This is a genomic window from Pseudomonas sp. Irchel s3a18 (assembly GCF_900187535.1).
Classification (GTDB): Bacteria; Pseudomonadota; Gammaproteobacteria; order Pseudomonadales; family Pseudomonadaceae; genus Aquipseudomonas.
This window is the reverse complement of record NZ_FYDV01000023.1, coordinates 63,527-76,698: the sequence shown is the minus strand read 5'-3', so window position 1 is coordinate 76,698 and position 13,172 is coordinate 63,527. Positions and strand designations below refer to the sequence as shown.

The window sequence follows — 13,172 nt, the reverse complement described above, 5'->3', positions numbered from 1 at the left end:
GTTGGAAGGTATCAACAATCGAATAAAGGTCATCAAGCGGGTGGCGTACGGTTACCGGGATAGCGAATTCTTTTTCATGAAGATCAAGAGCGTCTTTCCCGGTAATCCGTGAAGAACCAAAAAAAAGGGCAAGCAATCAGCATGCAAATACATTCGTGGCGGAACAACGGGCGCCGGCGAGCCTCTATACCCGTACAGGGTGAAACTTCTGCGCCGAAGCGGTCCTACAAGGAGCCGAGTGTTTACACACCAATATGTAATACCTTGCGCCTATCGCTGAACCCTTTTAATCCATTATCAGACAAGGACTTCGCGATTTTTCATCACTTTGTCAGCCACTGAAAAAAATTCACCGACCGGCCCGCATAATGCTGCAGCACCTACGGGGGATCAACTACTATGGAAAACTGCAGAGCCGCGATCCGGCAACCCTTTTAGCGGTTGCCAGCCGCACATTGGCGCCCCTCGCCATCAACCGACAGAGGCCGTTGAGCGATACACCCGACGGACGCTGACAGGGGTTGGCCAACCGCCATAGCAACGCGTGGAAACCGACAGTGATAGTCAAACCTGGCAACGGAAACCGCCAGGTCATTCAGATACAGGAGTACATCCATGCTGGCTTTACGCCCAGTTCAGTTATCCGACCTCCCCCAGTTGCAGCAGCTTGCACGTGAAAGCCTGGTGGGCGTCACGTCCCTGCCAGACGATACCGAGCGTCTACGCCAGAAAATCCTCGGTTCCTGCGCTTCGTTTTCCAGCGAGGTGCAGCGCAATGGCCCGGAAAACTACTTCTTCGTGCTTGAGGATCTGGCCAGCCAGCAGCTGTTGGGCTGTTCGGAGATCCTCGCCACCGCGGGTTTCAACGAAGCCTTCTACAGCCTGCGCAATCGCCCCTTTACCAGTGAGTCCCGTGAGCTGAACATCCATCACGGCGTGCCCGCGCTGTCGCTGTGCCAGGACCTGAACGCCCACACTCTGTTGCGCGGCTTTCATATCAACGCCGAGCTTGAACGTACGCCTCTCTCGGAACTGCTGTCGCGGGCACGACTGTTGTTCATCGCCGCCCACCCCCAACGCTTTTCCGACGCGGTGATCACGGAGATCGTCGGCTACAGTGACGATGCCGGCGAGTCACCCTTCTGGAACGCCTTGGGCAAGCACTTCTTCGACCTGCCCTACACCGAAGCCGAACGCCTGTGCGGCCTGCAAAACCGCTCCTTTCTTGCCGAGTTGATGCCGCACTACCCGATCTACGTGCCCATGCTGTCACCCGAGGCCCAGGCGTGCATTGGCAGGATTCATCCCGATGGCCAGGAAGCCTTCGATATCCTTGAGCGTGAAGGTTTCGAAACCAACAGCTACATCGACCTGTTCGACGGCGGCCCCACGCTGTTTGCGCGCCCCCCGAGCATTCGTTCGATCGCTGATTCGCGTCTGGCCGTTGCGCGGGCAGGTACACAGGCCCTTGGCAAGACACCGTACCTGGTCAGCAATGACGCCCTGCCACACTACCGGGCAATGGTCATCGAGCTGGACTGGAGCGCAGGTGAACCGGTCATGCTCGATACCGCCACGCTGGGTGCCCTGCAACTGGCCGACGGCAGTCCGGTCCGGCTGGTTGCCCTATGACCTGGGTCTTCGGCATTCAAGGAGCCCCATCATGATCGTGCGCCCGGCTCAACTGACTGACCTGCGTGCGCTGCTGGCACTGGCACAACGCGCCGGCCCCGGCTTCACCACCCTACCCGCCAACGAAGAGCGCTTGAGCCATCGCCTGCGCTGGGCCCAGCGCACCTTCGCCAACCAGGTTGAAAAGGCCGACGCCGACTATCTGTTCGTACTCGAGGATGACGACCAGCAAGTCATCGGTATCAGCGCCCTGAGCGGTGCCATTGGTCTGCGAGAGCCCTGGTACAACTACCGCCTGGGGATGACGGTCAATACCTCGACAGACCTGGGTATCCAGCGCCAGATCCCGACCTTGTTTCTGAGCAACGAAATGACCGGCCAATCGGAAGTCTGCTCGCTGTTCCTGCACCCGGATCAGCGCCGGGGCCATAACGGTCGCCTGTTGTCCGTGGCACGCTTGCTGTTTGTCGCCGAATACCCGCAGTTGTTCGGTGAAAAACTGATTGCCGAGCTCCGGGGCAGCGCGGATGAACAAGGCTGTTCGCCCTTCTGGGACAGCCTGGGCCGGCACTTTTTCAAGATGGATTTCAGCCACGCCGATCACCTGTCCGGGCTCGGCAACAAAGCCTTCATCGCCGAACTGATGCCGCGCCAGCCGCTGTACACCTGCCTACTCACCGAACAAGCCCAAGCGGTGATTGGCAAGGCCCACAGCAATTCGGAACCGGCCCGCAGAATCCTTTGCGCCGAAGGTTTTTCCCATCAGGGCTACATCGACATCTTCGACGCCGGCCCGGTGATAGAAGCCCGGATACCCGACATCCGCGCCGTGCGTGACAGCCAGACGCTGGCGCTGGCCATCGGCACACCCGACGACCACGCACCGACCTGGCTGATCCATAACCGGCGCCTGGAAAATTGCCGCATCACCACCGCGCGCGCCCAACTGCACGGCAACCACCTGCTGGTCGACCGCCTGATCGCCAAGCGTCTGCAGCTGCAGCCGGGCGACTCGGTGCGGGGCGTGCCGTTGTTCAAGCAACAGCAGCAGGCAGTGGCCGCGTAAAGGTTCAAACACACGCTCAAATCACCCGCGCCGGATGCTGCTGGCGCGGGTCGCCGAGCTGCGCGCGGGCGGCTTCCGGGCATATGACGAAGACCGCTTGTTCAGCGGAGCCCCGGATCGCCACAACTGGATCATCGTCGGCAAAAAAGAAATCTACATCCCGTACCACAACTACCGGATCGATGAACCCAGCGTGAGCGCTGACCAGATCCTGTGTTGCGTGGCGTCAAACCCTGACCGCAACCGTGAATCGCGCTTATTCCAGCTCCATTCATGACAGGCATGGGCTACAGTGTCGCGAATCTGGAAAAAGGAGTTGCCATGGGATTTTCAACGGAAGAAACGCAAACACTGTTAAGCGTCAAAGGAGTCGGCCCGACAGTCGTCCGTCGGTTGGAGCAATTGGGGTTCAGCTCACTGGCGCAACTGGGCCAGGCCAATGCGCTTGAGATCGTGACCCAGGCGTCGGCCATCGTCGGGTCCAGTTGCTGGAAGAACAGCCCCCAGGCACGAGCAGCGATTGAGGCGGCAATAACCCAGGCGAAAATGCTGGCAGATTGACAACAAAAAACCCGCGCATGGCGGGTTCTCTGTCTATGGGGTCAAGTCCTTTTGTCTGATCAATCTGCACCTGCGAATGTGAGAATTTCGTGAAAAGAGCCGCACCTCATTAAAAAACTGACAGACGGGAATGCGGCCATTTACTTGAGCTGGGAACCGGCCTGTATCCACGGCCCTGGCACCGTCGGCTCCCCCCCATCGACCCATGCCTTGCTCGTCGGATCCTCCACCTCCGGGACCGGTTCGCGTCGGGCGCCCGCCGGACAAGGGGTGAGCCCCAATGGGTTGACCCAGCCCGTCGGGTTCGGTGTGTAGAGATAAGCGTTGAGCCCACCTGCCAGCCTGTTCGCAGCCGGGGTCAGGTACCGGCCAAGGCCCGGGCTGTAGTAGCGATGCATGTTGTAGTGCAGGCCACTTTCAGCGTCGAAGTACTGCCCCTGAAACCGCAGTGGCTGCTCCAGCGGCTCCTCACCGAAGTGCCTGAGGCTGGCGAGTTGGCCATGGGCGCGGTAGGTGGCGGCCCAGGCGATCTCGCCGCGGCTGTCCGTGAGCTCCTGCGGGGTGCCCAAGTGATCGAGCTGGTAGTAGAACGAGCGCGCTGGCCCCGAACCGTGACGGTCAAGCATCGCCAGCGGACGGAACGTGCCGGGCTCGAACACGTAGCTACGATCATGCTCGCCGGAGCATTCGGCGACCAGTTGCTCGCCTTGCCAGAAGAATTCGCAAGTGTTGCCATCGACTGTTTTGGCCGTGCGCCGACCAAAGGCATCATAACGGTAGGTCGCCAAGCGGCCACTGGGCAGGATCACGCCGACCAATCGGTGCTGACAGTCGTAGCGGTACTGGGTCACGAGCGAGGGATCGCTAGCCTGGCGCTCACAGACCAGGTTGCCAAAGGCGTCATATTCACAGAGACGGTCGCCTTGCCGGCCGTTGCCGAGCGGGTCGTAGGTGAACTGCTGCGTCGCTTCGCCACGCGCGTGACGCACACGGACCAGACGGTTACGTGCATCGTAATAGTAGCTGCGCTGGCCGTGGCGACTGTCGGCGATGGTCGCCAGGTTGCCGTTGACCCCATAGCTGTAGTGGCGCATGTACAGCGGACGGTCGGGTCGGCTGAGCGCATGAACCTGCAACCGACCCTGTTCGTCGTAGTGGTAGTCGCTGAGCAATGGGCCTTGCTGGCGCTCCTGCTCGCGACCGGATTCAAAGTGATGACGGGTCAGCCGCTCGCCATCGAAATCAATGGCAGACAACATACCGTCCTCGGCGTAGCGATAGTCGAGGACGCGGTTGTCCGGCAACTGCACCTGGTTGAGTCGGCCAGCTTCATCGTAGCGGTAACACAAGCGAGCCCAGCCCTGATGCTCGCTGATCAAGCGGGCCTGGAGGTCGTACGTGAAGTTGAGTGGCCAGTGATTGCCATCTTCGACCCTCAGCAGTCGGCCGAGGCTGTCGTAGCCATACTCGACCTGATTGCCATCTGGCAAGGTCTTGATCAGCAGGCGCCCTACCCCGTCACGCCGGTAACCGGTGATCAGTGTAGCGCCGTCATCGCCGAACTCGGTTTTCTCCAGCAGATGCCCCTTGGGGTCGTAGCGATAAGTCGTGCGCCGCCCGTCGAAACCGGTTTCCTGCTCGATCAGTCCGGTGCGGCCGTACACCAGCCGATACTGTTCGCCAATCTCGTTTTCGATCTCGCAGAGCAACCGCCGGGCATCGTCATAACCATAACGAAGCTGAGTGCCATCGGCATTGATCCGACGCCTGAGCAGGTGCAGTTTGTCGTCGTACTCGTAGCATATGACCTGCCCCAGCTCATCCTGCTCGGCCGTCACCTGGCCACGGTCGTTGTAGCTGAAGGTGCGGATTGCGCCGTCCGGCAAGGTCACGTGCAGCCGTCGGTCCTGGACGTCATAGCGGTACTGGGCAGGTGCGAGCATCCGATGTCTCTGGTGCAGAATGAAGGTGAGCGATTCTGCATGAGCGAAACGGGCTGTTGATCGGGCTGCCGAAAATTCAGACTCGGCCTGGTATTTTGCAGACTAATCCTTCAAACATCTGACAAAACGACTACAGACACGCCTGTGGAACGCCGCGGTGGCGCTCCATAGGCGTGGTGCTGTCGATCCCTACGACGGCACTTGGAACGGCACAAACTCCACCACTTCCAGAGCGAACCCCGACACGGCCTTGTAGGGAACTGGCGAACTAAGCAGGCGCATTTTGCGCACATTGAGATCGCGCAGGATCTGTGCACCAACCCCCAGGGTACGTTGCGCGAACTGAGGTGGCTGGATCTTGCCGCCGCTGCGTTGACACCGTTGCTCGATTAACGTTTGCGCGGACTCCTGCTGGGCCAGCACCACCACCCCACACTCGGCCTGGGCAATGTTCGCCAGGGAACACTCCAGATTCCATTGCCGGGGCCCACCTTCGGCTTCACAACCGAGGGCATCGCGCAGGGTCGAGCCAAAGCCCTGCATTTAGTACTGAAAGCGAATATCGATACTTTGGCCCCAAAGCTTGCCGATGCCATCGCCGACTGTATTGAGCTCAGGTCATGTACACCGCACATGTTGCCACGCACAAAGGGCTGGCTTTCTGTCGATACCCTGAGTGTTCCTTTGGGTGGAGGAAGGACCGCGCGCAAGCCATTTTGGATAGTCGTCGGTGCTCACGCGTTGGTGCTGAGCGTGGCCAGTCTTGTACCGTTGATTACAGAGTCTGCGGAGCCCGAGCTAACACTAAGTGCAGCAGAGATTTTGCTTCGTGACGTTCCACCAGAGCTTGCCTTCGAGGGCGCGCTGCTGGGGAAACCTGTTCACTTTGTCGTTCAAGACTGCAAGGTCTACAGAATAAATGGCGCGTTAAAAAATAGGGAGGCACTCCTGGTTGTCGAACCTGAATTTTATCCATTTTTCACCGTCTGTGATCGGCAATTTCTCAAAGCAGAAGGGGCCGCAGTAACCGTCTGGCTTGGACGGATGGCGTTCGGAGCGGGTGGATGTTGTGCGACAGGAGGCACCTTTCGAACGACCGATGGGCGTGTATGGAAAAAAATAAGCAATGACAGTTCTCCTTGGAGAGCGGCCGAACTTAATGGAAATTGAGAAAATCATGAGTGTCTATACCCTGCTACTACGCGTATTGCTTGCTGTAACGTCAGTCATAAGCCTGCAGGTCCACGCCGAGGATAAACAGTCTTATGAAGCTCAGGCGGCAGAGGGCGCCGAGCAAGAGATGACCTGGATTCAAAAAGCCCGAGAAGGCGATGTCCAGGCAGCGTTTAATCTAGGCTACACGTATTACACACAACAGAATTACTCCGGTGCGTTGCGCTGGTATGGTAAGGCTGCAGAATTAGGTAATGCACGCGCAGCGTTTGAAATAGCGATCCTTTATAGAGATGGCGATGTTGGAGAGCCTGACGAAAAAAGAATGATTTCGTATCTGCAGCAGGCAGCCAAACGAGGCTTGGATTTAGCGCAAATGGAGCTTGGATTTAGCTACTTGCGAGGAACCGGGGTCGAACAAGATGTAATGAAAGCCATGTATTGGTATGAGCAAGCTGCCAAACAGGGCAATGCCGAAGCTCAATATACCTTGAGTACATTGTACTGGACCGATACTCGCGGCATCGAACAGGCCGCCATGGAAGCAGACGCAAGCATGAACAAAATGGACGCCGCGTATTCTTCCAACGATCGCAAAGCCGCATACTGGCTCTGTCAGGCAGCCCTGCAGCATCACGGGCAAGCTCAATTTACCCTTAGTAAAATTTATGGATCAGGGGATCATCATGTCGCCGTGGATTCGAAACAGAGCAGGCTCTGGCTTCAAAATGCGGCGAACAGCGGGCTTGAAGAAGCCGAAGCAGAATTACTTGATGTCAATGACCCCTGGTACGCCTCTTTGGGAGTTTGGGCAAGCGAGTTCCTTGGGCGCTCACCTGAAAATGCAACCTGCCCGAATATTGCAATAATTTAGATAGACCGTTCATGGTTCGCGGGCAAAGATCAGGCATTCGTTAGCTGTTACGGCGCGCATTTGAAACCGGCCCGGCTCGCATTTATCCCGTTTTTCGGCTCAATTTACTTGCACATGACAGAGTGCGCTGGATTGCCGCGCTGCCCTCGATCAAGAGTCGCAAAGGGTACATGTCGGGACAGCGGCCGACCTGGCCGATGTGTTGTAGGGTGGAGGAACGTACGTCTCTGGCGATGCGAGCTACACTGGTGCTGCCACACAATCGAAGCATGCGGAACGGGACATCATCTGGTCGATAGCTGCGCGACTGAGAAGTTAGCAGCATTATGGCATAAGCAACGAGCCTCCTTGACGGATCAAAATCGTATATATGAACCTAATCATCTCATTTCTTACCATTTCCGCACTCAGCGTATTGGCGGGTTGCGGTTACCAGGACTCTCCCCCGCTTTTTTCTAGCGAGAAAATAGAAAAGCTACCCACTGAATTCGCAGATTATAAATACATCGACGAAATCACAGAGTTCGAGAATCACACCATTGAAAAGTTTAAAACTCCACCGCGAGCCACAGTCGAACACAACATTAATAAAGTCACAAACAACGTTATCATTAAAGTCGCAACAGACGTTGACGACAGTACCCGCCTGTACGAATTCTACAAACTGGACACCTCTGGAAATATTATTGACAGACGTCAATTTACAAGAAGCTTCCTGATAAAGGAGAACACCGGCGATGAAGAAATGGTTGATGGTGTTTTTCTGGTAAACAAAGAGAAGGCTTACTACTCCACCTGGCCATTCAACGGTGACAATACAAAGAAACCGTTTACTCCCATCAACCAAGAGTTAACCTGGAGTACCGAACAGGTCGACGCTTACTACAAAGAAGTCGTAAGAAAAAGCGCGCGACTGGATGACGTTGCAGCTTGGGAAAAAATCAGCCCGCAAGAAAACAAGCGACGAATTCGAAAAATATACTATCTTAACTCAACGAGCGAGTGGTACATCCTGTACGGGAATTCATTAAAATCTGATTATTCTGGCAAAAGAATATCAGGCTTCAACACCTTATTCACAGACTTCACTGACACTGAACGTAGTTTTGGACGATATGTACCGCCAAACAACATAACAATCCCATATTTCGAAAGACAAACATACAGTAAATTCTGCGCCTCAGATCAGGTGGGTTGCCACATGTCTTACAGTTGGGATGGCGTGGGTTATTATCAAGTGACGGTGGGTGAAAGCAGCTTGAAGTTCAAAAACAAAGGCAGCTTGTCCCGCACTGACTTCAAGGGTGAAACTTTTCCACCCAAAGAGAGCTTACTCGTAGATTTTGCTTACTACACAAATCCAAATTTAAAATACTCTCTATTTTCAGCGAATGAGCACCTTTATATAATTAAGCGAAAATAACCATTTCAAACGCATCAATTGACCATGAAAATGATAGCAAGGCCACTCTTGAAAGACGACTCAGCGCCAATTGACATTAAGCATGCCGCCCTGTGAAAACCATACAGCGAGCAAATAATGAGATTTACATCGTTAGTAGTAATTTACGCGCTTAGCCTCCTAACGACGGCTTGCAGCAATGTGGTTTACCCCATCCCGACCGGAACGATAGAGAGCACAGGAAGTGTGACCACTCCATTACACGACGACGGTAAAAAAATCATATCGGCAACATGGATGGCAAGTGACTTTTCTATCGAACTTGAAAGTGCATCTTCTGGAGACACTGTGGGACTCCTCATTAAAACAAGTGGCTATACACCAGGAGAAAAGATTACGGTCTTGCTTGATGACAAAAAAACCAATGACGATGGGGGTAGCTATAATATCGTGAGAAAAATAATAGGCACCGTAGATAAGCACGGCGAAGTCAGAACATCCATTAAACCCTAGGATTTGTACGAAATCAGTCGAACCTCATTTGAACCCTGCAAGCGTCGCGATTCAGTAGAGTCCGCGCCCATCAAAGGCAAGAGCCCACGATGGCCAAACATCATAGGTTCGCTTTGCGGGCCTACAGCCGGACCTCACCTTTGAGGATGTCGAACAACGCCTGGGCCGCCGTCGACAGTTCGGCACCGGGGCGGGTCAGCACGCCGATGGCGCGTTCGATGGTCGGTTCACTCAGGGGGATACAACGGGCGCCGAGCTCGCGCATCTGTTCGGCGCACAGGGCAGGTACGGCGCTGACACCCAGCCCGCTGGCGACCATGCGCCCGACCGTGGCCAACTGATGACTTTCGAACGCCACCGGCAACCGGGTCTGGCTCGCCTGCAGGTGTTCTTCCAGCATCACCCGCACCGTGGACGGTCGTTGCAGGGTAATGAAGGGTTGTTCCAGCAGGGTGTTCCAGTCGATTTCAGTCAACTCGGCCAACGGCGAATCACTGGGCACCACCGCGATAAACCGGTCGAGGTACAGCGGGGTGAATTCCAGCGAAGAACTCTGCATCGGCTCGAAGGCCACGCCCAGCTCCACCTGGCGGTCGCGGACCATTTCCAGCACCTGTTCGTTGATCACATCGTTGACCGTGACGTTGACCTTGGGGTAGCGGGCACGGAAAGTCTTGAGGATCGGTGGCAGCAGGTTGCCGGCAAACGAAGGCATGGCCGCCAGGGTCACCCGGCCGCGCTGGAGGGTGAAGCGCTGGCGCATTTCGTCCTCGGTGTTGTCCCAGTCGGCAATCAGCCGTCGGGCCAGCGGCAACAGCGACTCACCTTCCGGGGTCAGCGCCACGTTGCGCGTGGTCCGGCTGAACAACCGTCCGCCCAGGCTTTCTTCCAGCGCCTTGATGGTCAGGCTCAACGCCGACTGCGACAGGTGCAGGCGCTCACAGGCCACGGCGAAGCTCAGGCTCTGGGCCACTGCCAGAAATGCCCGGATCTGCTTGACGGTCATCGGTCGTTCCACTCCCGCTATCAGTTGCAGGCTGCACGCTGTTCGCAGCCAATTAATGAGACTTATCAATCAATCTAACCTAAAAATCAATTTAACAAATATATCCATCGGCGCAACACTGCTCCCCTACGGCTAGCCAGCCGCCCACAAAGAACAAAAGAGGTGCATATGGCAGGTTTCGACAAGCGCGTGAGTTCCTATGAAGAGGCCATGGCCGGCCTTGAAGACGGCATGACCGTGATTGCGGGTGGCTTCGGCCTGTGTGGCATTCCGGAGAACCTGATCGCCGAAATCAAACACAAAGGCACCCGCGACCTGACCGTGGTTTCCAATAACTGCGGCGTCGACGGCTTTGGCCTGGGCGTACTGCTCGAAGACCGCCAGATCAGCAAGGTGGTGGCCTCCTACGTGGGCGAAAACGCCCTGTTCGAGAAGCAGTTGCTCAGCGGCGAAATCGAAGTGGTGCTGACCCCGCAGGGTACCCTGGCGGAAAAAATGCGCGCAGGCGGCGCTGGCATCCCGGCCTTCTTCACCGCGACCGGTGTCGGCACCCCGGTGGCCGAAGGCAAGGAAATCCGTGAGTTCAATGGCCGTCCGTACCTGATGGAAGAATCCATCACCGGCGACTTCGCCATCGTCAAAGGCTGGAAAGCCGACCACTTCGGCAACGTGGTCTACCGCCACACCGCACAGAACTTCAACCCGTTGGCGGCCACCGCCGGCAAGATCACCGTGGTCGAAGTCGAAGAGATCGTCGAGCCTGGCGAACTGGACCCTACCCAGATCCACACCCCCGGTATCTACGTTGACCGGGTCATCTGCGGCACGTTCGAAAAACGCATCGAACAGCGCACCGTGCGCAAGTGATCCTCGCCCCCAGCCCGACGAACAACGGAGAATAAAAAATGGCTCTTACCCGCGAACAAATGGCTCAGCGCGTCGCCCGCGAAATGCAGGACGGCTACTACGTGAACCTGGGCATCGGCATTCCGACCCTGGTCGCCAACTACATTCCCGAAGGCATGGAAGTCATGCTGCAGTCGGAAAACGGCCTGCTCGGCATGGGCGCCTTCCCGACTGACGACGCGGTCGACGCCGACATGATCAACGCCGGCAAGCAAACCGTTACCGCCCGCACTGGCGCGTCGATTTTCTCCTCTGCCGAATCCTTCGCGATGATCCGTGGCGGCCATATCGACCTCACCGTGCTCGGTGCCTTTGAAGTCGACGTACACGGCAACATCGCCTCCTGGATGATCCCTGGCAAACTGGTCAAGGGCATGGGCGGTGCGATGGACCTGGTGGCCGGTGCCGACAACATCATCGTCACCATGACCCACGCCTCCAAGGACGGTGAGTCCAAACTGCTGTCCTACTGCAGCCTGCCGCTGACCGGTGCCAACTGCATCAAGCGCGTGCTGACGGACCTGGCTTACCTGGAAATCCACAACGGTGCATTCATCCTCAAGGAACGTGCGCCAGGTGTGAGCGTCGAGGAAATCGTCAGCAAGACCGCCGGCAAACTAATCGTCCCTGACCATGTTCCGGAAATGCAGTTCGCCTGATTCGCGTACTGAGGAGATATCTGATGCAAGAAGTCGTGATTGTCGCCGCCACCCGTACGGCCATCGGCAGTTTCCAAGGCGCACTGGCCAGCATTCCGGCACCGGAACTCGGCGCGGCGGTGATTCGCCAGTTGTTGGCGCAAACCGGCCTGGCGGCCGATCAGGTCGATGAAGTGATCCTGGGCCATGTGCTGACCGCCGGCTCGGGGCAGAACCCTGCCCGTCAGGCCGCGATCCTCGCCGGCCTGCCCCACGCGGTACCGGCGATGACCCTGAACAAGGTCTGCGGTTCGGGCCTCAAGGCCCTGCACCTGGGCGCCCAGGCAATTCGCTGCGGCGACGCCGAAGTGATCATCGCCGGCGGCATGGAGAACATGAGCCTGGCCCCCTATGTGTTGCCGGCCGCTCGCACCGGCCTGCGCATGGGCCACGCGAAGATGGTCGACAGCATGATCAGCGATGGCCTGTGGGACGCGTTCAACGATTACCATATGGGCATCACCGCCGAGAACCTGGTGGACAAGTACCAACTGACCCGCGAGGAACAGGACGCCTTCGCCGCGGCCTCGCAGCAAAAAGCCACGGCCGCCATTGAAGGCGGACGTTTTGCCGACGAGATCACGCCGATCCTGATCCCCCAGCGCAAAGGCGATCCGTTGTCCTTCGCCGTGGATGAACAACCCCGCGCCGATACCAGCGCTGCGTCACTGGCCAAGCTCAAGCCGGCCTTCAAGAAAGACGGCAGCGTCACCGCCGGCAACGCCTCGTCGCTCAATGACGGTGCCGCTGCAGTGCTGCTGATGAGTGCCGACATGGCCCGCCAACTGGGCCTGCCGGTCATGGCGAAGATCGCCGCTTATGCCAACGCCGGCGTCGACCCGGCCATCATGGGCATTGCCCCGGTGTCCGCCACCCGCCGCTGCCTCGACAAGGCCGGCTGGAGCCTGGAACAACTGGACCTGATCGAAGCCAACGAAGCCTTCGCCGCTCAGGCACTGGCGGTTGGCAAAGAGCTGCAATGGGATGCGGGCAAGGTCAACGTCAACGGTGGCGCCATTGCCCTGGGCCACCCGATTGGTGCCTCGGGTTGCCGCGTGCTGGTGTCGCTGGTGCACGAGATGATCAAGCGCGACGCCAAGAAAGGCCTCGCCACCCTGTGCATCGGTGGTGGTCAGGGCGTGGCACTGGCCCTCGAACGGGCCTGAGTCTTCAAGCGTTCAACAGTCAGCGGACGGACCCACGATATCCGCGCGCTGGCTGGCAACACACCCGGCGTGACTTCGGTTGCGCCGGGTTTTTTATGCCTGACACCAACAGGGTTATCGCAGTAACGCGGACCTTTGCAGGAGCGAGCAAGTGCGACATCACCAAGGTGAAACCCTGGACGAATTGATCTTCCGATCGCGCGCTTCAGCCTGATCGCCATCACCTGGCGCA

At 57.4% G+C, this 13,172-nt stretch carries 13 protein-coding genes and 3 pseudogenes; 13 read left to right on the top strand and 3 right to left on the bottom strand.

Annotated elements, in window-relative coordinates; genetic code table 11:
• The 5 genes from CKW29_RS23435 to CKW29_RS23415 all read left to right on the top strand — a co-directional run.
• On the top strand, window positions 1-112 hold a 112-nt coding region (locus tag CKW29_RS23435; protein WP_143496878.1), incomplete at its 5' end, for a transposase.
• A gap of 503 nt (window positions 113-615) precedes the next feature.
• Window positions 616-1,632 carry an arginine N-succinyltransferase gene (locus CKW29_RS23430; protein WP_095146898.1) on the top strand — a complete coding sequence of 339 codons (1,017 nt, stop codon included), beginning with the start codon at window positions 616-618 and terminating at the stop codon, window positions 1,630-1,632.
• Between the two features lie 31 nt (window positions 1,633-1,663).
• Complete coding sequence (astA, locus tag CKW29_RS23425) at window positions 1,664-2,698, top strand: arginine N-succinyltransferase (protein ID WP_095146897.1); 1,035 nt, start codon at window positions 1,664-1,666, stop codon at window positions 2,696-2,698.
• 34 nt (window positions 2,699-2,732) lie between these two features.
• Window positions 2,733-2,975, top strand: a complete 243-nt coding sequence (locus CKW29_RS26170; RefSeq protein ID WP_256577087.1) for a DUF1329 domain-containing protein — start codon at window positions 2,733-2,735, stop codon at window positions 2,973-2,975.
• Between the two features lie 44 nt (window positions 2,976-3,019).
• Window positions 3,020-3,259, top strand: a complete 240-nt coding sequence (locus CKW29_RS23415; protein WP_095146896.1) for a Pathogenicity locus — start codon at window positions 3,020-3,022, stop codon at window positions 3,257-3,259.
• A 176-nt stretch (window positions 3,260-3,435) separates the two neighbouring features.
• Here the strand turns inward: CKW29_RS23415 and CKW29_RS23410 are convergent.
• Window positions 3,436-5,196 (bottom strand): annotated as a pseudogene (locus tag CKW29_RS23410) (RHS repeat-associated core domain-containing protein); the annotation flags it as partial.
• A 195-nt stretch (window positions 5,197-5,391) separates the two neighbouring features.
• A pseudogene (locus CKW29_RS23405) lies at window positions 5,392-5,727 on the bottom strand (bifunctional 3,4-dihydroxy-2-butanone-4-phosphate synthase/GTP cyclohydrolase II); the annotation flags it as partial.
• 108 nt (window positions 5,728-5,835) lie between these two features.
• Here CKW29_RS23405 and CKW29_RS25640 point away from each other — a divergent pair.
• The 5 genes and pseudogenes from CKW29_RS25640 to CKW29_RS25635 all read left to right on the top strand — a co-directional run bounded on the left by CKW29_RS25640 (window position 5,836) and on the right by CKW29_RS25635 (window position 9,164).
• Window positions 5,836-6,372 (top strand): hypothetical protein, encoded by a 537-nt coding sequence (locus tag CKW29_RS25640; protein ID WP_141234468.1) that lies wholly within the window; start codon window positions 5,836-5,838, stop codon window positions 6,370-6,372.
• Between the two features lie 7 nt (window positions 6,373-6,379).
• The gene (locus CKW29_RS23400) at window positions 6,380-7,249 is read left to right on the top strand and encodes a tetratricopeptide repeat protein (RefSeq protein WP_159950341.1); all 870 of its coding nucleotides are present in this window, start codon (window positions 6,380-6,382) and stop codon (window positions 7,247-7,249) included.
• A gap of 145 nt (window positions 7,250-7,394) precedes the next feature.
• A pseudogene (locus CKW29_RS25815) lies at window positions 7,395-7,556 on the top strand (IS5/IS1182 family transposase); the annotation flags it as partial.
• A 63-nt stretch (window positions 7,557-7,619) separates the two neighbouring features.
• Window positions 7,620-8,672, top strand: a complete 1,053-nt coding sequence (locus CKW29_RS23390; protein ID WP_095146892.1) for a hypothetical protein — start codon at window positions 7,620-7,622, stop codon at window positions 8,670-8,672.
• 225 nt (window positions 8,673-8,897) lie between these two features.
• Window positions 8,898-9,164, top strand: a complete 267-nt coding sequence (locus CKW29_RS25635) for a hypothetical protein (protein ID WP_143496908.1) — start codon at window positions 8,898-8,900, stop codon at window positions 9,162-9,164.
• Window positions 9,165-9,285: 121 nt separating this feature from the next.
• Here the strand turns inward: CKW29_RS25635 and CKW29_RS23385 are convergent, their stop codons facing one another.
• Window positions 9,286-10,170 (bottom strand): LysR family transcriptional regulator, encoded by an 885-nt coding sequence (locus CKW29_RS23385; RefSeq protein ID WP_095146891.1) that lies wholly within the window; start codon window positions 10,168-10,170, stop codon window positions 9,286-9,288.
• Window positions 10,171-10,338: 168 nt separating this feature from the next.
• Between CKW29_RS23385 and CKW29_RS23380 the strand changes: the two genes are divergently transcribed.
• From CKW29_RS23380 to CKW29_RS23370, 3 genes are read left to right on the top strand one after another with little or no spacing between them, the layout of a single operon-like run.
• Window positions 10,339-11,037 (top strand): CoA transferase subunit A, encoded by a 699-nt coding sequence (locus tag CKW29_RS23380; protein ID WP_095146890.1) that lies wholly within the window; start codon window positions 10,339-10,341, stop codon window positions 11,035-11,037.
• Between the two features lie 38 nt (window positions 11,038-11,075).
• Window positions 11,076-11,735, top strand: a complete 660-nt coding sequence (locus CKW29_RS23375) for a CoA transferase subunit B (RefSeq protein ID WP_095146889.1) — start codon at window positions 11,076-11,078, stop codon at window positions 11,733-11,735.
• A gap of 23 nt (window positions 11,736-11,758) precedes the next feature.
• On the top strand, window positions 11,759-12,940 hold the full coding sequence (locus CKW29_RS23370) for an acetyl-CoA C-acetyltransferase (protein ID WP_095146888.1): 1,182 nt from the start codon (window positions 11,759-11,761) through the stop codon (window positions 12,938-12,940).
• Window positions 12,941-13,172: the final 232 nt, after the last annotated feature.

What these genes read in the sequence shown, in the direction of transcription:
- CKW29_RS23375 (WP_095146889.1), top strand. Translation starts at nt 11,076, where the DNA reads ATGGCTCTTACCCGCGAACAAATGGCTCAGCGCGTCGCCCGCGAAATG.
- CKW29_RS23400 (WP_159950341.1), top strand. Translation starts at nt 6,380, where the DNA reads ATGAGTGTCTATACCCTGCTACTACGCGTATTGCTTGCTGTAACGTCA.
- CKW29_RS23415 (WP_095146896.1), top strand. Translation starts at nt 3,020, where the DNA reads ATGGGATTTTCAACGGAAGAAACGCAAACACTGTTAAGCGTCAAAGGA.
- CKW29_RS23390 (WP_095146892.1), top strand. Translation starts at nt 7,620, where the DNA reads ATGAACCTAATCATCTCATTTCTTACCATTTCCGCACTCAGCGTATTG.
- CKW29_RS25640 (WP_141234468.1), top strand. Translation starts at nt 5,836, where the DNA reads ATGTTGCCACGCACAAAGGGCTGGCTTTCTGTCGATACCCTGAGTGTT.
- astA (WP_095146897.1), top strand. Translation starts at nt 1,664, where the DNA reads ATGATCGTGCGCCCGGCTCAACTGACTGACCTGCGTGCGCTGCTGGCA.
- CKW29_RS23430 (WP_095146898.1), top strand. Translation starts at nt 616, where the DNA reads ATGCTGGCTTTACGCCCAGTTCAGTTATCCGACCTCCCCCAGTTGCAG.
- CKW29_RS23370 (WP_095146888.1), top strand. Translation starts at nt 11,759, where the DNA reads ATGCAAGAAGTCGTGATTGTCGCCGCCACCCGTACGGCCATCGGCAGT.
- CKW29_RS23380 (WP_095146890.1), top strand. Translation starts at nt 10,339, where the DNA reads ATGGCAGGTTTCGACAAGCGCGTGAGTTCCTATGAAGAGGCCATGGCC.
- CKW29_RS23385 (WP_095146891.1), bottom strand. Translation starts at nt 10,170, where the DNA reads ATGACCGTCAAGCAGATCCGGGCATTTCTGGCAGTGGCCCAGAGCCTG.
- CKW29_RS26170 (WP_256577087.1), top strand. Translation starts at nt 2,733, where the DNA reads ATGCTGCTGGCGCGGGTCGCCGAGCTGCGCGCGGGCGGCTTCCGGGCA.